The 15,849-nt window shown below is 70.2% G+C and carries 17 protein-coding genes; 5 read left to right on the forward strand and 12 right to left on the reverse strand.

The features are described 5' to 3' along the window. The first annotated feature begins 46 nt into the window (after window positions 1–46). The 4 genes from NYP07_RS11540 to NYP07_RS11555 all read left to right on the forward strand — a co-directional run bounded on the left by NYP07_RS11540 (window position 47) and on the right by NYP07_RS11555 (window position 3,416). Window positions 47–1,027: a succinylglutamate desuccinylase/aspartoacylase family protein gene (locus NYP07_RS11540; RefSeq protein WP_268150521.1), complete on the forward strand. Its 981-nt coding sequence runs from the start codon at window positions 47–49 to the stop codon at window positions 1,025–1,027. A gap of 26 nt (window positions 1,028–1,053) precedes the next feature. After that, window positions 1,054–1,665, forward strand: a complete 612-nt coding sequence (locus tag NYP07_RS11545; protein WP_268150523.1) for a CDP-alcohol phosphatidyltransferase family protein — start codon at window positions 1,054–1,056, stop codon at window positions 1,663–1,665. A gap of 55 nt (window positions 1,666–1,720) precedes the next feature. Continuing rightward, entirely contained in the window at window positions 1,721–2,371 is a 651-nt protein-coding gene (locus NYP07_RS11550) for a DsbA family oxidoreductase (protein WP_268150525.1), read from the forward strand. 73 nt (window positions 2,372–2,444) lie between these two features. Next, complete coding sequence (locus NYP07_RS11555) at window positions 2,445–3,416, forward strand: recombination-associated protein RdgC (RefSeq protein WP_268150527.1); 972 nt, start codon at window positions 2,445–2,447, stop codon at window positions 3,414–3,416. On the opposite strand, the gene NYP07_RS11560 is transcribed toward NYP07_RS11555, so the two are convergent. From NYP07_RS11560 to NYP07_RS11615, 12 genes are all read right to left on the reverse strand, one after another. Then, window positions 3,417–5,543 (reverse strand): TonB-dependent receptor, encoded by a 2,127-nt coding sequence (locus NYP07_RS11560; RefSeq protein ID WP_268150529.1) that lies wholly within the window; start codon window positions 5,541–5,543, stop codon window positions 3,417–3,419. 94 nt (window positions 5,544–5,637) lie between these two features. Continuing rightward, the gene (locus NYP07_RS11565) at window positions 5,638–6,192 is read right to left on the reverse strand and encodes a hypothetical protein (protein ID WP_268150531.1); all 555 of its coding nucleotides are present in this window, start codon (window positions 6,190–6,192) and stop codon (window positions 5,638–5,640) included. Window positions 6,193–6,289: 97 nt separating this feature from the next. Beyond that, window positions 6,290–6,754, reverse strand: coding sequence for a CYTH domain-containing protein (locus NYP07_RS11570; RefSeq protein ID WP_268150533.1), 465 nt, complete (start codon window positions 6,752–6,754; stop codon window positions 6,290–6,292). A gap of 32 nt (window positions 6,755–6,786) precedes the next feature. Then, on the reverse strand, window positions 6,787–7,104 hold the full coding sequence (locus NYP07_RS11575) for a cytochrome C oxidase subunit IV family protein (RefSeq protein WP_268150534.1): 318 nt from the start codon (window positions 7,102–7,104) through the stop codon (window positions 6,787–6,789). Between the two features lie 8 nt (window positions 7,105–7,112). Then, window positions 7,113–7,802, reverse strand: a complete 690-nt coding sequence (locus NYP07_RS11580) for a heme-copper oxidase subunit III family protein (protein ID WP_268150536.1) — start codon at window positions 7,800–7,802, stop codon at window positions 7,113–7,115. 15 nt (window positions 7,803–7,817) lie between these two features. Beyond that, window positions 7,818–8,408: a cytochrome c oxidase subunit 3 gene (locus NYP07_RS11585; protein WP_268150538.1), complete on the reverse strand. Its 591-nt coding sequence runs from the start codon at window positions 8,406–8,408 to the stop codon at window positions 7,818–7,820. Beyond that, window positions 8,405–10,192: a cytochrome c oxidase subunit I gene (locus NYP07_RS11590; protein ID WP_268150540.1), complete on the reverse strand. Its 1,788-nt coding sequence runs from the start codon at window positions 10,190–10,192 to the stop codon at window positions 8,405–8,407. The genes NYP07_RS11585 and NYP07_RS11590 overlap by 4 nt, the downstream gene beginning before the upstream one ends. A gap of 12 nt (window positions 10,193–10,204) precedes the next feature. Further along, a complete protein-coding gene (locus NYP07_RS11595; protein ID WP_268150542.1) occupies window positions 10,205–11,308 on the reverse strand; it encodes a c-type cytochrome in 1,104 nt (367 codons plus the stop codon). Between the two features lie 48 nt (window positions 11,309–11,356). After that, window positions 11,357–11,860 carry a hypothetical protein gene (locus tag NYP07_RS11600; protein WP_268150544.1) on the reverse strand — a complete coding sequence of 168 codons (504 nt, stop codon included), beginning with the start codon at window positions 11,858–11,860 and terminating at the stop codon, window positions 11,357–11,359. A 614-nt stretch (window positions 11,861–12,474) separates the two neighbouring features. Next, window positions 12,475–13,737: a DEAD/DEAH box helicase gene (locus NYP07_RS11605; RefSeq protein ID WP_268150546.1), complete on the reverse strand. Its 1,263-nt coding sequence runs from the start codon at window positions 13,735–13,737 to the stop codon at window positions 12,475–12,477. An 18-nt stretch (window positions 13,738–13,755) separates the two neighbouring features. Continuing rightward, window positions 13,756–14,361 carry a methylated-DNA--[protein]-cysteine S-methyltransferase gene (locus tag NYP07_RS11610; protein ID WP_268150548.1) on the reverse strand — a complete coding sequence of 202 codons (606 nt, stop codon included), beginning with the start codon at window positions 14,359–14,361 and terminating at the stop codon, window positions 13,756–13,758. Between the two features lie 7 nt (window positions 14,362–14,368). After that, complete coding sequence (locus tag NYP07_RS11615; RefSeq protein ID WP_268150550.1) at window positions 14,369–14,650, reverse strand: metal/formaldehyde-sensitive transcriptional repressor; 282 nt, start codon at window positions 14,648–14,650, stop codon at window positions 14,369–14,371. 63 nt (window positions 14,651–14,713) lie between these two features. On the opposite strand from NYP07_RS11615, the gene NYP07_RS11620 reads away from it, so the two are divergent. Further along, window positions 14,714–15,796 carry a nickel/cobalt efflux protein RcnA gene (locus NYP07_RS11620; protein ID WP_268150552.1) on the forward strand — a complete coding sequence of 361 codons (1,083 nt, stop codon included), beginning with the start codon at window positions 14,714–14,716 and terminating at the stop codon, window positions 15,794–15,796. The last annotated feature ends 53 nt before the right edge of the window (window positions 15,797–15,849 follow it).

Raw genomic sequence — 15,849 nt, forward strand, 5'->3', positions numbered from 1 at the left:
TCCTGCCGCGCCTGCGCCGGCCCCGACTTCCGCCCCGTTTCAAGCCATGACTCCCACGACCCACCTCCGCGTCCACCAGTTCGCCGGCCTGCAGCCCGGCCCCCGCCTGCTCGTGACCGGCGCGGTCCATGGCAACGAGATCCACGGCACCCAGGCCATGGCCGAGATCATTCGCCAGCTCGATGCCGGCGAGCTGACGCTGCTGCGCGGCACGCTGACCCTCGTGCCCATCGTCAACCCGCTCGCGAACCAGCTCAACCGCCGCGAGGGCGACCGCAACCTGAACCGCAACCTGCGCCCGCCCGTCATCGCCCACGACTACGAGGACCGCATCGCGCGCGTGCTGTGCCCGCTGATCGCCCGGCACGACGGCCTGCTGGACCTGCACAGCTTCCAGGGCCAGGGCCCCGCCTTCGCGATGATCGGCCCGCGCAACAACGCCGGCGAGCTGGAGCCCTTCGCGCAGGAGGCCACCGAGTCCGCGCTGGCCGCGCGCCTGGGCGTGGGCCGCATCGTCGAGGGCTGGCTGTCCACCTATGCGCTCGGCCTGCAGCGCCGCCGGCAGCGCGAGCACGACGGCTCGCGCCGCGCCGCGCTGATCTCCGACCCGCACTACGGCGTCGGCACGACCGAATACATGCGCTCCACCGGCGGCTGGGCCATCACGCTGGAATGCGGCCAGCACCTGGACCCGAACGGCCCCGAGGTGGCCCGCCTGGCCATCCTGCGCGCGCTGGTCTTCCTCGGCATGCTGGACGAGGGCGCCGTCGAGCCCCACCGCCCGGCGCAGGCGCCGGAGCTGCTGCAGCTCTACGACGTCATCGACCGCGAGGACATGGGCGACAGCTTCGAGCGCGAATGGGCCAGCTTCGACGCCATCGAGAAGGGCCAGAAGATCGGCACCCGCGCCAGCGGCGCGGCCGTGCTGGCGCCGGGCGAGGGACGCATCGTGTTCCCGAACGTGAAGTCGCAGCCGGGGACGGAATGGTTCTACCTGGCGCGGCCGAGCGACCGCAGCCTCGGTTGACGGCGGCAACGCGCCGGCGGTCGCGCATGACCCGCATCCCCCTGCTGCTGACGGCGCTGCGGGCGGCGCTGGCGCCCGTCGTCGCGCTGCTGGCCCTGCGCTTCCCCTCGGGCCTCGCCTTCGCCCTCTGCCTGGCCGGTGCATTCCTGTCCGACGTCTTCGACGGCATCCTCGCGCGACGCTGGGGCGTGGCCACGCAGACGCTGCGCCGCCTGGACAGCGCCGCGGACAGCCTGTTCTACGTGGCCGCCACCTTCGCCGTCTGGCATCTCCATCCCGCCACGCTGCAAAGCCGCTGGCCGTGGCTGGCCGTCCTGCTGGCGCTGGAACTGTCCCGCTACGCCTTCGACCTGCTGAAGTTCCGGCGCGAGGCCTCGTACCACATGTGGTCCTCGAAGGCCTGGGGCCTGGCCCTGTTCATCGGCTTCCTGTCCATCCTCGGTTTCGGCCACGATGGCGCCGCGGTCGATGCGGCCATCGGCCTCGGGATCGCGGCGGACCTGGAGGGCCTGGCCATTTCCATCGTGCTGCAGCGCTGGCAGAGCGACGTCCCCAGCCTCTACCACGCACTCCGGCAGCGGCGCGCACGCCTGAGCGGCCCGGCGGACGGTGCCCCTGCAAACGTCAACCGATCATGATCGCGCCGGACTTGCAAGCCGTGGGGACATGCCTTTGCCGCGGACAATCTCCGTCATGCGCATAGATTTCATCTCCGACGTCGTCTGCCCCTGGTGCGCGATCGGCCTGTACTCGCTGGAGGCCGCCGCCGCCCGCATCCCCGGGCTGACGCTGGACCTGCACTTCCACCCCTTCGAACTCAACCCCGGCATGGGGCCCGAGGGCCAGGACATCGAGGAGCACCTGGCCGAGAAATACGGCGCCGGCCCCGAAGCGCTGGCCGGCACGCGCCAGGCCATCCGCGAGCGCGGCGCGGCCCTGGGCTTCGACTTCCGCATGGAAGCGCGCAGCCGCATCTACAACACCCGCAGCGCCCACCGCCTGCTGCACTGGGCCGGCGAGGCCTTGGGCGGCACCGTGCAGCGCCGCCTCAAGGTCGCGCTGCTGACGGCCTATTTCACCGAGGGCCGCAATGTGTCCGACCCGGCCGTGCTGCTGGCCGTGGCCAGCGCCGCCGGCCTGCCCGAGGCCGAGGCGCGCGAGCTGCTGGCCGGCGACCGCTACGCCGACGACGTGGCCGCGGCCGAGGCCGAGGTGCAGGCCCAGGGCATCCACGCGGTGCCCGCCATCGTCGTCAACCAGCGCCACCTGATCCAGGGCGGCCAGTCGGTCGAGGTCTTCGAGAAGCTGCTGCGCCAGGTGATGGCCGAGCCGGCGACCGCCTGAGCCTGCGACAATCGCCGCATCCCCAGAAGCCCGCCGCCGGCGGGCTTCGCCTTTCTCTGGAGCTCCGTTTCCCGTGTTCAAGAACCTGATCGCCTACCGCATCGGCGAAGGCTGGGCCACCGATGCCCAGCAACTCGCCGAGCAGCTCGCCAAGGAACCCTTCCTGCCCTGCGCGCCCACACAGCCGCTGGCCGTGGGCTGGGCCCCGCCGCGCGGCATCGAGCATGCGCCCCTCGTCGAGGTCGTCGACGGCCACTGGCTCGTCAAGCTCAAGCGCGAAGTGCGCCTGCTGCCTTCCTCCGTCGTGCAGGAGCGCGTGGACGAGCTGGCCGAGCACATCGAGGAAACCACCGGCCGCAAGCCCGGCAAGAAGGCCAAGAAGGACTTGAAGGAGCAGGCCCAGCACGAGCTGCTGCCGCGCGCCTTCACCAAGACCTCGGCCACCCAGGTCTGGATCGCGCCGCAGCAGCGCCTGCTGTTCGTCGATGCCGGCTCCAGCAGCCGCGCGGACGAGGTCATCACGCTGCTGATCCAGGCCAGCCCGGGCCTGAGCCTGCAGCTGGTGCAGACCGCCGAGAGCCCCGCCGCCGTGATGGCCGCCTGGCTGATGGACGGCGTGACGCCCGAAGGCTTCCAGATCGAGCGCGAATGCGAGCTCAAGGGCAGCGACGAGCAGAAGCCCGTCGTGCGCTATGCCCGCCACGCGTTGGACATCGACGAGGTGCGCGCCCACCTGACCAGCGGCAAGATGCCCACGCGCCTGGCGCTGAGCTGGAAGGAGCGCGTCGCCTTCACGCTGACCGAGGGCTTCGCGATCAAGAAGATCAGCTTCCTGGACCTGGCCTTCGAGGGCAGGCCCGAAACAAGCGGCGACGAGGCCTTCGACGCCGACCTGGCCCTGGCCACGGGCGAGCTGGGCGGCCTGATCCCGGCGCTGATCGAGGGCCTGGGCGGCGAGCACGACTTCGCCGCGGGCGCCGCGGTGCCGGCAGCCGCGGTGCTGCCGCCGGCCGAAGCCCTGGCCGCGGACGCGCCGCCCTGGTGATCAGAAACCCAGCTTGAGCGTCACGCGCAGCGTGCGCGGCTCGGCCGGGTGGACATGCCGGTCCGCGACCGGCGCCGCCTCGCCGGGCAGTTGCGACGCGTAGAAATACTCGATGTCGTTGACCTTGCGGTCGAACAGGTTGAAGACATCCAGCGTCAGCTCGCCGCGCGCCCGGAGCTTGCGGGCGACGCGCAGATTGGTCGTCAGCGAAGGCCGGGAGCGCACGCGGTTGTCCTCGACCAGCGCGCCGGTGCCGAGGTAGCGCCATTGCAGGCTGGCCGACCAGGGGCCGAGCTCGCGCAGGGTCACGGCGATGGAGCCGACCCGGTCGACCGCGTTGGGGATGCGGTCGCCAGCCGCATCGAAGTCCGCGAAGCGGGCATGCGTCCACGCAAGGTCGGCATCGACCAGCAGCCAGCGCATGGGCACGTAGCGGTTGTTCCACTCGATGCCGCGGCGCGTGCTGGGGCGGTTGGGTTCGGTGGCGCCGCTGTCGCCGGAGTAGACGAGCTCGGAGTCGAAGTCCAGCTTCCACAGCGCCAGCGAGCTCTGCAGGCCCGGCACCCACTCGGTCCGCGCGCCCAGCTCCATGCCGCGCGCGGCCACCAGGCCGGGCACCTTGTCCACGGCCGCGCCGGTCCTGGGGTCGACGGTGGCGGTGGTGCCGCGCGCGTCGTTGCTGTGGAAGCCGCGCCCCGCGTTGAAGAAGAATTCGGTCCTGGCCCAGGGGCCGGCGATCAGCGAGAACTTCGGCGAGAACAGATGAGCCGAGGCGCGGCCGGAGTTGGCCGCGTTGCTCAGGCTGTCGACCTTGAAGCGGGCCTGGTCGGCACGCAGGCCGGCGACGCCGCGCAGCCAGGGCGTCAGCTCCACCGCGGTCTGGCCATACAGGCCGGCGAGCGTCTCGCCCACCTCGTCGTCGCGCGTCGTGCCGGTGATGCGGCGCTGCACGCTGTCAAACAGGCCGACGCGGATGCGGTCGTGGCGCAGCTGCAGCCCGACCTCGGTCCGGGCTTGCAGCGCGCCCAGGCCGTGATCGAAGCCGTGCGACAGGCTGGCGCCGTAGATGCTGCGGCGGTCCTGCTGCGAGAACTGGTCGCCCGCCGCCGGCCGCTCCATCGCATAGCTGAAGTTGGAGAACAGCTGCAGCCGGTAGCCGATGGCATAGGCCGCGACCTGCGTCGCCTGGCCGTCGGCCGCCCGATGCCATTCGCCAGACAGGCTGGTGCGGCGCGTCTGGCCGCCATCGCTCGGGTCCACCGCGTCGAAGCGGCCAAAGGGTCGGCCGTCGAGCAGGCCGGCATCGATGAGGCGTTCGGGGATCTGGTCCGTCGAATTCCACCTCGCGTCATAGCCCATCAGGCTGGCGCTCCAGCCCTCGGTGCGGTTGCCGCCCGACAGCGTCAGCACGCCATTGCTCTTGCGCAGCCGCTCCGGCTGCTTCCACGGCCCGTCGTTGCGCTGCAGCTCGACGGCGCCGAGCAGGTTCAGGCCGCCGCCCAGCGCCGTGGAGCCGGCGCCGACGAAGCGCTGGAACCCGCGCCGGCCCAGCGTCAGCGCGGCGAAGCCCTCGTCCAGCGTCTGCCGGTAGGCGATGTCGGCCGAGCCGGCGGCCGCGAAGTCGCCGTTCCTCGCGAAGTAAGGGCCCTTGCGGTACTCGATGCGGTCGACCAGTTCGGGGATCAGGAAGTTCAGGTCGGAATAGCCCTGGCCGTGGCCGTGGGTGGGCATGTTGACCGGCAGGCCGTTGACGGTGGTCGCGAAGTCGGTGCCATGGTCGAGGTTGAAGCCGCGCAGGAAATACTGGTTGGCCTTGCCGTCGCCCGAGTGCTGGGTGACGATGACGCCGGGCACGAACTCCAGCACCTCGCCCGGCCGCAGCGCGGGGCGGCTTTTCAGCAGCTCGGCGCGTATCGCCCCCTGCGAGGCGGCATCGGTGCTGCCGACGGCGTTGTCGTAGTGGCGGCCGCTGACCTCCACGCGCTCCAGCGCCGCGACCACCGCGTCGCCCTCGGCATGGCCATGGGCGCTGGCCACGGCGAACAGGCAGGCGGCGGCCAGCAGCTTGCGGTTGAACGAGGCGGGGTCTCGCGGGCGCCGGCGCAGCGGCGAACGGGCTTCGGGCATGGCAGTTCTCGGTGATCGCGCCGGCGGGCAGGCGCAGGCACCGCCTGTCATCGGGACGGGCGGAAGTCGAAGGGGCGGACGGCGGGGGCGCGTTTCAGCCGCGTGGCGGCGTCAGCGGCGGTGCGATGGCGCGATCGCGCCAGTCGATGGCGACCATGGCGGGGCGTTCGCCGACCTGGCGGGCCAGCGGTGCGACACCGCTCGGCAGCCAGGCCAGGAAGGCCGTCGCATCGCCCTGCGCAGAGTCGTCGGCCGGATCGCCGACGTCGACCACATCGTGCGTGTCAGCCATATGCTCGTGAAAGATGCCGCCGTGGGCGTGCATGCCGGCAGCCGGCCCTTTGCTGACCACCCAGCCGAGGCGGGGGCCCTGCAGCCGGGGATCCTGGGCCGCGTGCAGGCGGTCCAGCGCGGCGCGCAGCGGCTGGGTGAGGCTGGCGAGCACCGAGCCCTGCGGCGCCGCGCCGGTGTGCAGATGGCGATGCCCTTGAACCCCGGCCACCCACTGCACCACGCTCTGCAGCGGCAGCACGACGAGCAGCAGCACGAGGATGGCGGCGCGCGTTCGATGCAGCAGCGATGACAGGATGAGCGGCACGGGCTTGACGCGAAGAATGCTGGGCAGCCGACGAGATCGGCCAGGATGCATCGTCGTCCGCAGGCATTGCCCGCGTGTGACATGGCTTGCCGGTTCTACGCAGGCTCTGCGCGACTGGACGCATCGCGACGCCCCAGCCCCGGCGCCGTCACCAGTTCGTGAAGGGCCTCACGGCGAGATTGGCGTTGACGTAGCGCGCATCGCCGGTGACCTCCGCGCCCAGCCAGGCCGGCCTTGCGAAGGCCTGGCCTTCGGACTGCAGCTCGATCTCGGCGACGACGAGGCCGGCGTTGGCGTCCAGGAACTCGTCGACCTCCCAGGTCATGCCTTCATGCGGGCACAGGTGGCGGATCTTCTCGACGACGGGGCCGTCGCACATCGTCAGCAATTGCTCGACATCGGCGACCGGGATGCGGTATTCGAACTCGGCCCGCGTCGCGCCGGTCGTCGCGCCCTTGATGGTCAGGAAGGCCTGCTCGCCGGCCATGCGCACGCGTACCGTGCGCGCCGGGTCGCGGCTCAGATAGCCCTGGCTGAAGCGGGTCTGCGCGCTGGCCTGCCGGCGCCAGCCGTCGCCGCGGACGAGGAATTTGCGTTCGATCTCGATGCCCATGATGCGGCCATTGTCGACTCACTGCCCCCGCATCACTTGAAGAACAACAGCCGGCTGACCAGCGTGTGGTTGGCCTCGGACGCCATCAGCCCGACCAGCACCAGCAGCGCCAGCGGCGGCAGCAGGATGGCGCAGATCAGCGCGAGCCGCTCCCAGGCCATGTGCATGAAGACGGCCACGATGAGGCCGGCTTTGAGCAGCATCAGGATGACGATCAGGCTCCAGCGCAGCAGACCCTGGACGTGGAAGTAGTCGACCAGATAGGACAGCGTGCTGAGCACGAAGAGCAGCAGCCAGACCTTCAGGTACAGGCCGACCGGGTGTTGCTGGGGCGTTCCGGGAGCGTTCATGCTGCACCTCACCAGAGGTAGAAGACCGCGAAGATGAAGACCCAGACCAGGTCGACGAAGTGCCAGTAGAGACCGGCGATCTCGACGATCTGGTAGTTGCTGCGCTTCTCGTAGAAGCCGCGCAGCAGCCGTGTCGCGACGACGCTGAGATAGATGACGCCGGCCGACACGTGCAGGCCATGGAAGCCGGTGATCATGAAGAAGCTTGAGCCGAACTGGGCCGCACCCATGGGGTTGCCCCAGGGCCGCACGCCTTCGTCGACGATCAGCTTGGTCCACTCGAAGGCCTGCATGGACACGAACATCACGCCGAACGCGGCGGTCGCGAACATCAGGGCCGCCGCCTTCCTGCGGTTGCGCTGGTAGGCGAAGTTCACGGCCATGGCCATCGTGCCGCTGCTGCTGATCAGCACGAAGGTCATGATGGCGATCAGCAGCAGCGGCAGCTCGGCGCCGCCGATGCGCAGCGAGAAGACCTCGCTCGGGTTGGGCCACGGCACGGTGGTCGACGCACGCACCGTCATGTAGCCGGTCAGGAAGCTGCCGAAGATGAAGGTGTCGCTGAGCAGGAAGATCCACATCATCACCTTGCCCCAGGCGACGTGGAAGGCCTGGCGGTCGGAAGACCAGTCGGCAACCAGGCCGCGCAGGCCGGGGAGCGGGGCCTGCGAGGGGGCGGCGGAGGGGATGGCGCTCATGGCGTTGGGTCCTCGTCAACGGGTGCCGCAGATCCGGGCGGCCACCTCCGGATCGATGGTGCTGAAGGCGACGAACAGCGCAATCCAGACCAGCAGCAGGAAATGCCAGTAGCGTGCGCACAGCGCAATGCGCCAGGCGGCGCGATCGGGCGCGCGCTGCACCCAGGCCCAGGCCAGCAGCCCGCCGGCCACATGCAGCCCATGCAGGGCCGTCAGCACGTAGAAGAAGCTGCCCGCCGGGTTGCCCGTAAACGACACCCTGGCGCCGAGCAGGGCCTGCCAGGCCCAGGCCTGGCAGGCCATGAAGAGCAGGGCGCAAGCACCGCCGGCCAGCAGCGGCGCCTGCGCCGCCCCGCCGCGCCGCGCGCGCCATGCAGCAAGCTGCAGCAGCACGCTGCCCGCCAGCAGCCAGGCGGTGCTCAGCCAGAGCTGCCAGGGCAGGCCGATGGCGACCGCATCGCTGGCGCTCAGCCGCATCACATAGGCCGCGCCGAACAGCGAGAACAGCGTCGTCGCGACGCCGATGAAGACCCACAGCCCGACGCTTGGCGCAGCGCCCGGCCGCAAGGGCCAGGCCAACGGCGAGTTCAGTACGCCGGCGGTCATGCGGGCGCCCCCTTCGACACGGTGGCGCCTTGGCCCTCATGCGACTCGGGCTCCAATCCCCCGGCCGCCAGCGGCGCGGTCTGAGGAATGAAGTCCTCGGCCGCACCGGGCACGCTGTAGGCATAGGCCCAGCGATGCACCGCCGGCAGCTGCGCCCCCCAGTTGCCATGCGCCGGCGGCGTCTGCGGCGTGAACCATTCCAGCGACGCGGCGCACCACGGGTTTGGGTCGGCCCGGCGGCCGCGGAAGGTGCTCCACACAAGGTTGAAGACGAACACCAGCTGCGCGGCACCGACGACCAGCGCGACGACGGTGATGAAGGCGTTCAGCTGATGGGCCGACGGCGGGATGAACTGGTAGCCGTCGAAGTTGTAATAGCGCCGCGGCATGCCGAGCACGCCGAGATAGTGCATCGGGAAATAGATCAGGTAGGTGCCGATGAAGGTGGTCCAGAAGTGCAGGTGGCCGAGCCGGTCGTCCAGCATGCGGCCGCTGATCTTGGGGAACCAGTGGTAGATGGCGCCGAAAACCACCAGCAGCGGCGCCACGCCCATGACCATGTGGAAGTGGGCCACGACGAAATAGGTGCCCGACAGCGGGATGTCGACGCTGACGTTGCCGAGGAAGAGGCCGGTCAGCCCGCCGGACAGGAAGGTCAGCATGAAGGCCAGCGTGAACAGCATGGGCACCGACAGGTGTATGTCGCCGCGCCACAGCGTCAGCACCCAGTTGTAGACCTTGATCGCGGTGGGCACCGCGATGATCAGCGTGCTGGTCGCGAAGAAGAAGCCGAACCACGGGTTCATGCCGCTGACGAACATGTGGTGGGCCCAGACGACGAAGCTCAAGGCGCCGATGACGACGATGGCCCAGACCATCATGCGGTAGCCGAAGATGGCCTTGCGCGCATGCACGCTGATGAGGTCCGACACGATGCCGAAGGCCGGCAGCGCGACGATGTAGACCTCGGGGTGGCCGAAGAACCAGAACAGGTGCTGGAACAGCAGCGGGCTGCCGCCCTTGTAGCCGGTGAGCTGCCCCATGGATACCAGGGCCGGCATGAAGAAGCTGGTGCCCAAAGTCTTGTCCAGCAGCATCATGACGCCGCTGACGAACAGCGCCGGGAAGGCCAGCAGCGCCAACACCGTGGCCGTGAAGATGCCCCACACCGACAGCGGCATGCGCAGCAGCGTCATGCCCTCGCAGCGTGCCTGCAGCACGGTGGTGACGTAGTTGAGGCCGCCCATCGTCGTCGCGACGATGAAGATCAGCAGCGACACGAGCATCAGGATGATGCCCCAGTCGTGCCCCGGCGTGCCGGGCAGGATGGACTGCGGCGGGTAGAGCGTCCAGCCCGCGCCGGTGGGACCGCCGGGCGCGAAGAAGCTCGCCATCAGCACGACGACCGACAGCAGATAGACCCAGAAGCTCAGCATGTTCATGTAGGGGAACACCATGTCCCGCGCGCCGACCATCAGCGGGATCAGGTAGTTGCCGAAGCCGCCGAGGAAGAGTGCCGTCAGCAGGTAGATCACCATGATCATCCCGTGCATCGTGACGAACTGGTAGTAGCGCTCCGGCGTGATGAAGGCGAAGTGGCCGGGGAAGCCGATCTGCAGCCGCATCAGGTTGGACAGCATCACGCCGACCAGCCCCACGACGATGGCCGTGCTCGCGTACTGGACCGCGATGACCTTGTGGTCCTGGCTCCAGACGTATTTGGTGATGAACGACGTCGGCTCGTGCAGGGCGTCGTCGTGGTCGTCGGCAGCTGGGTGGGCCATGGATTTCCTCGGTCAATGGGTCGCCTGGATGTAGGCCACCAGCGCGTCGAGCTCGTCATCCTTGACGTCGAGCCTGGGCATCAGCGGCTGGAAGCCCTTGACCGTCCTCGACTGCGGATCGCGGATCTTCTGCCTCAGCGCCGCCGCGTCCATCAGCGCCGTCGAGCCGTCCATGAAGGTCTCGGTCTTGCCGAACAGCCCCTTCCAGGTCGGGCCGACGATGGTGCTGCCGTCGACCGAGTGGCAGCCGACGCAGCCCTTGCTCTGCGCCAGCGCCTTGCCGCGGGCCGCCAGGTCGCCCGCGACGACATTGGCCGGCGCAGCCGGCGCCAGCGTCGCGGCGAAGGTCGGCTGCGCACTCAGCCAGGCCTCGAAGGCCGCCTCGTCCTCGACCACCACGGTGCCGCGCATGTTCGGGTGGCCGATGCCGCAGAGCTGGGCGCACATCGCCTCGAAGCGCCCGGCGACCGTCGGCGTGAACCAGAAACTGCTGACCTGGCCGGGCACGATGTTCATGCGCGCGCGCATCGGCGGCACGAAGAAGTCGTGCAGCACATCGTGCGAGCGCGCCAGCACCTTGACCGGCCGGTTCAGCGGCAGATGGACCTCGTTGCCGGTGATGATGATGTTGGCGCGCGCCGCCGCGTCATCGGGATCGAGCCCGAGCGGGTTGGCGCCGTTGACGAAGCGGGCATCGCTGGCGCCGAGCTTCCCGGCGGCGCCGATGAAGCGGTAGCGCCACTGCCATTGCTGGCCGACCACCTCGAGCACCAGCGCGCCGGGCGGCGGATCCACATAGCTCGCGTAGACCTTCAATCCCGGCGCCAGCAGCGCGGCGATGCCGAGCGACGTGACGGCTATCAGCCAGCGCTCGAGGCGCCTGTTCTCGGGCTGGTAGGCGGCGCGCCGGCCGGCGCGATGGCGAAAGCGCAGCAGGCAGTAGACGACGAACAGGTTGATGACGACGAAGAAGATGCCGGTGATGACGAGGGTGATCGTCAGCGTGTCGTCCATCTGCTTCCAGTTCGACGCCAGCGCCGTGGTCCACCACGGGCTGAGGAAGTGGAACAACAGCGAGCCGAAGACGATGGCGAGCAGGGTGATGACCATCCACATGGGCGGCTGCTCCTCGTGATGGGCGGGTCGGTCCGGGCGGCAGGCGCTCTAGGTCGCCGCCGCCGCGCGGTTCAGCTTGCGGTAGACCAGCGCGGCGCTGACACCGAACGCGAGCTGCCCGAGGAAGGTGGCCTCGCCGCGCAGTTCCTCGAACCATGGGAACAGCGATGCCAGCACGTAGAAGTTGACGAAGTAGACGACGACGCCGAACACGTAGCCGACGACCTGCGTCATTGCGAGACTGGCCTCCCAGCGCATCGCGGCGATCGCGAGGCCGATGACGAGGCCCGAAAGGACGCCCAGCGTGTAGTGGATCAGCAGTGCCGTGGCGACGACGCCGACGTCGAACGCCGATGACTGCAGCACCTGCTGGCCCAGCACCAGCGCCGCGACCTTGTGCGATGTGGCCCACGGGTTGCCGTCACCGAAGGTCAGCGGCCAGCACAGGTCGAGCACCATCAGCACGGCACCGGCGGCGAGGCCGGCCACGGCAGCGGCCGACCCGTCGAACGCACGCCACGCCCAGCGGCGGGATTGCAATTGAAGCTCCATGACTGCCTCCTTCTTCTTGGACGCCCGGCCTTTGCGGGACGGCGGGGATGCCCCGTTTCTCACCTTCAAGGCGGGCCGCGGGACGCGAGACCTGCCGCACGCTTTCGCGCCCCGCCACGTTTCAAGCTCCCGCGGGGGAATGAGATGCCGGTCCACACGGGCTCTGCGCCACCGGGAACATCTGGCGATTGCCGCACCTCGGCCGCATGCACATCGGTCACGTCACGCGCCGGGATGGGCGTCTGCCCGAGCACGGCCAGCGCGAGCGGCAAAGCCTTGCCGGCGTTGCGCGTACTTTCGACGTTTGGCAACAGCCCATGAACGCGAGGCTCCACCGCAACCTCCTGTGACTCACGTACGTGAGACTGGGTCGTGTTGCCGGGTTTTATACACCTCCCCCGAGGGGGTCGCAACGGTGCTGCCGCGGGATCCACAGGAAGCGGGGGGCCGCGAGCGGTCGCCCCAATGCCGCCATGAACGGCAGCCGCAAAGCATGGGCCGGGTTCTCGCGTCGGGGCCGCCAACCATGCGTCGGCAAGCCCTGGCACGCTGCAGCCTCTGCTGTGGGCCTTCAGCCCGCGAGGCCCGTTTTCCGGCGGCTCCAGGCGTCTGATTCAGCAGGAATTTGCGTTGGCAGGCCCGTGATTCGCGGCCTTCGCCGCGGCCTCGCGCAGCTTGTCCTTCCTGCTCTTGCGCGTCGTGCTCTTGATGCCGCCCGTGGCCTGGGCCTCGGTCGCCACCGCGCGGGGCTCGAAGCCGTCCAGGCGCTCGCGCGGCACGCGCTGGCCCTGGCGCTTCTCGATCAGCCGGAAATGGCTCTCGGCGTTCTCGGCGCTGTCCGCGCAGATGAAGCTGACGGCCGTGCCGTTGGCGCCCGCGCGGCCGGTGCGGCCGATGCGGTGGGTGTAGTCGGCCGCGGAGCGGGGCAGCTCGTAGTTGACGACGGCGTCCAGCGCGTCGACGTGCAGGCCGCGCGCGGCCACGTCGGTGGCCACCAGCACCTCGACCGTGCCCGCCTTCAGCGCCGCCAGCACGTCGCGGCGCGCGCCCTGACTCAGCTCGCCGTGCAGCAGGCCGGCCTTGAAGCCGTGGGCGAAGAGCTTGTCCGACACCAGCTCGGCCGTGTAGCGGCTGGCCACGAAGACCAGGGTGCGCCCCCAGCCCTCGCTCTTCAGCAACTGCCGCAACGCCGGCAGGCGCTGGCCACGGTCGAGCTGGATGGCGCGCTGCGCGATCTGCGGCGGCGCCTCCTCGATGCGGATGCGCACCGGCTCGCGCAGCAGCTGCGCGGCCAGCGCCTCCACGGCCGGCGGGCAGGTGGCCGAGAACAGCAGGGTCTGGCGGCGGGCGGGCAGCTGGCCGAGCAGGCGCTGCAGCTCGTCGGCGAAGCCGGCGGCCAGCAGGCGGTCGGCCTCGTCCAGCACCAGGGTCTCGACGCCGGCCAGCGTCAGGCCGTTGTGATCCAGCAGGTCCAGCAGCCGGCCCGGCGTGGCCACCATCACGTCGCAGCCGCCGCGCAGCGCCATCAGCTGCGGGTTGATGGACACGCCGCCGAAGGCCAGCGCGACCCTCGGCCGGTGCATCAGCAGGGCCGCCAGTTCGCGCAGCAGCTCGGCCGTCTGCGCGGCCAGCTCGCGCGTCGGCGCCAGCACCAGTGCCCGCGGCCCGGGCCGCGGCAGCGACGCGACCAGGCGCTGCAGCAGCGGCAGCGCGAAGGCCGCGGTCTTGCCCGAGCCCGTCTGGGCCAGGGCCAGCAGGTCGTGGCCGGCCAGGGCCGGCGGCAGCGCGGCCGACTGCACGGCGGTGGGCGCGTGATAGCCCTGTTCGCGCACGGCGCGCAGCAGGGCGGGCGCGAGGCCCAGGGATGCGAAGGACATGCGCCGATTGTCGGGGCGTCAGAACAAGGCCTGCTGGTCGCCCGCGAGCTGGCCGGCGGCACGCGCCTCGATCAGCAGCATGCGCCGCTTGGTCTCGATGCCGCCGGGCGCCGAGAAGCCCGTGGGCTCGCCGCCCGCGCCCATCACGCGGTGGCAGGGCACGATGGGCGGAAACGGGTTCTCGCCCTCGGCCCGGCCCACGGCGCGCGCGGCGCCGGGCTGGCCCAGGGCCGCGGCGATCTCGCCATAGGTGCGGGTCTGGCCGGGCGGGATCGCACGCGTCAGCGCATGCACCTGGCGGCGGAACTCCGGGATGCCGCGCTCGTCGAGGACGACGCCGCTCAGGTCGTGCGCCTCGCCGGCCAGCAGCGCGCGTATGCCCTCCACGACGCGGGCGATGTCCGGCGGCAGCTCGGCCACCGGCCAGGCCGTCGGGTGGCGGCGCCGCAGCCGTGCCGGCGTCGCCTCGGGCAGCACCGAGGCGACGATGCCCTGCCCGCTCCAGACCACGCCGCAGCGGCCCAGCGCCGTGTCGAAGCCATGGCTCCACAATGGCTCGTCGGGCGGCAGCACGGGGCCGATGTCGGGGTCGTCGACGAAGTCCTTGGGTTGACGCGCCACCATGCCGGGCCTACTTCAGATAGGTGCGCAGCACGGCAACGACTTCTTCGATCTCTTCATGCCGCTGCTCGGTCGTGAGGTTCTCGGCCGCCACATGTTCGCGCAGATGGCCTTCCAGCACCTCGGCCATCAGGCCCGCCACGGCGCCGCGGATGGCGGCGATCTGCTGCAGCACCTTGCCACAGTCCAGATCCTGGCCGGCCTCGATCAGCCGCTCCAACGCATCGGCCTGGCCCTTGATGCGACGCACCCGGGCCAGCAGGCTCTTCTGGCCATGGACGGTATGGGTCATGTTTCAGCCTTGGTCATGGTACTGGGGTAGAGTACCTGAAAACCTACCCTCGGGCGCCATGCAATGACCGATTTCGCAGCACTTCTTCAGCAAGGCAATGCCTGGCTCTTCGTCCCCAGCGCCATCCTGCTGGGCGCGCTGCACGGCCTGGAGCCGGGGCATTCCAAGACGATGATGGCCGCTTTCATCATCGCCATCCGCGGCACGCTGACCCAGGCGGTGCTGCTGGGCCTGTCGGCCACGCTGTCGCACACGGCGGTGGTCTGGCTGGTGGCGCTGGCCGGGCTCTACTTCGGGCGCAACTGGAACGTCGAGGCCAGCGAGCCCTATTTCCAGCTTGCGTCCGGCCTGCTGATCATCGGCGTGGCGGCCTGGATGCTGTGGCGGACCTGGCACGACCAGCAGAGCCACGATCACGACCACGCGCATGACGGCCCGCAGCGCGTGGACACCGGGCATGGCGTCGTCGCGCTGGAGATCTTCGAGACCGGCGTGCCGCCGCGCTTCCGGCTGCGCACCGAGAAAGGCCATGCCTGGGCGGCCGGCGACGTCGAGGTCACGACCACGCGGCCCGACGGCACCACGCAGGCTTTCCGCTTCGCGGCCCGGGAGGGCTTCCTGGAGTCGGTCGACGAGATTCCCGAGCCGCATGAATTCGAGCTGCGGCTGAGCCTGGGCCATGCAGGCCACAGCCACGACTACGACCTGAGCTTCAGCGAGCACGACCACGGCCACACCCATGACGGCCTGGAGGTCGGCGACCTCGAATACCAGGACGCCCACGAACGCGCCCATGCCAACGACATCAAGCGCCGCTTCGCCAACCGCCAGGTGACGACGGGCCAGATCATCGTCTTCGGCCTGACCGGCGGCCTGATCCCCTGCCCGGCCTCGATCACGGTGCTGCTGCTGTGCCTGCAGCTCAAGCAGTTCACGCTGGGCGCGGCCCTGGTGCTGTGCTTCAGCATCGGCCTGGCCGCGACCATGGTCGCGTCGGGCGCGATGGCGGCGCTCAGCGTCAAGCATGTGTCCAGGCGCTGGAGCGGCTTCGGCGAGTTCGCGCGCAAGGCGCCCTATTTCTCGGGCGCCCTCATCGTGCTCGTCGGCCTCTACGTCGGCTGGCAGGGCCTGCGCGGGCTGGCTTGAGCCGCGTCGTGCAGGGCCGGCGCGTCCGAATGGCCGGCATCCGGCGCCCAGGC

The sequence above is a fragment of the Pelomonas aquatica genome, from assembly GCF_026712205.1.
Classification (GTDB): domain Bacteria; phylum Pseudomonadota; class Gammaproteobacteria; order Burkholderiales; family Burkholderiaceae_C; genus Pelomonas; species Pelomonas aquatica.

Bases quoted from the DNA above. Each gene is read 5' to 3' on its own strand.
- NYP07_RS11540 (WP_268150521.1), top strand. From the start codon at position 47: ATGACTCCCACGACCCACCTCCGCGTCCACCAGTTCGCCGGCCTGCAG.
- NYP07_RS11545 (WP_268150523.1), top strand. From the start codon at position 1,054: ATGACCCGCATCCCCCTGCTGCTGACGGCGCTGCGGGCGGCGCTGGCG.
- NYP07_RS11550 (WP_268150525.1), top strand. From the start codon at position 1,721: ATGCGCATAGATTTCATCTCCGACGTCGTCTGCCCCTGGTGCGCGATC.
- NYP07_RS11560 (WP_268150529.1), bottom strand. From the start codon at position 5,543: ATGCCCGAAGCCCGTTCGCCGCTGCGCCGGCGCCCGCGAGACCCCGCC.
- NYP07_RS11565 (WP_268150531.1), bottom strand. From the start codon at position 6,192: ATGCATCCTGGCCGATCTCGTCGGCTGCCCAGCATTCTTCGCGTCAAG.
- NYP07_RS11570 (WP_268150533.1), bottom strand. From the start codon at position 6,754: ATGGGCATCGAGATCGAACGCAAATTCCTCGTCCGCGGCGACGGCTGG.
- NYP07_RS11575 (WP_268150534.1), bottom strand. From the start codon at position 7,104: ATGAACGCTCCCGGAACGCCCCAGCAACACCCGGTCGGCCTGTACCTG.
- NYP07_RS11580 (WP_268150536.1), bottom strand. From the start codon at position 7,802: ATGAGCGCCATCCCCTCCGCCGCCCCCTCGCAGGCCCCGCTCCCCGGC.
- NYP07_RS11585 (WP_268150538.1), bottom strand. From the start codon at position 8,408: ATGACCGCCGGCGTACTGAACTCGCCGTTGGCCTGGCCCTTGCGGCCG.
- NYP07_RS11590 (WP_268150540.1), bottom strand. From the start codon at position 10,192: ATGGCCCACCCAGCTGCCGACGACCACGACGACGCCCTGCACGAGCCG.
- NYP07_RS11595 (WP_268150542.1), bottom strand. From the start codon at position 11,308: ATGTGGATGGTCATCACCCTGCTCGCCATCGTCTTCGGCTCGCTGTTG.
- NYP07_RS11600 (WP_268150544.1), bottom strand. From the start codon at position 11,860: ATGGAGCTTCAATTGCAATCCCGCCGCTGGGCGTGGCGTGCGTTCGAC.
- NYP07_RS11605 (WP_268150546.1), bottom strand. From the start codon at position 13,737: ATGTCCTTCGCATCCCTGGGCCTCGCGCCCGCCCTGCTGCGCGCCGTG.
- NYP07_RS11610 (WP_268150548.1), bottom strand. From the start codon at position 14,361: ATGGTGGCGCGTCAACCCAAGGACTTCGTCGACGACCCCGACATCGGC.
- NYP07_RS11615 (WP_268150550.1), bottom strand. From the start codon at position 14,650: ATGACCCATACCGTCCATGGCCAGAAGAGCCTGCTGGCCCGGGTGCGT.
- NYP07_RS11620 (WP_268150552.1), top strand. From the start codon at position 14,714: ATGACCGATTTCGCAGCACTTCTTCAGCAAGGCAATGCCTGGCTCTTC.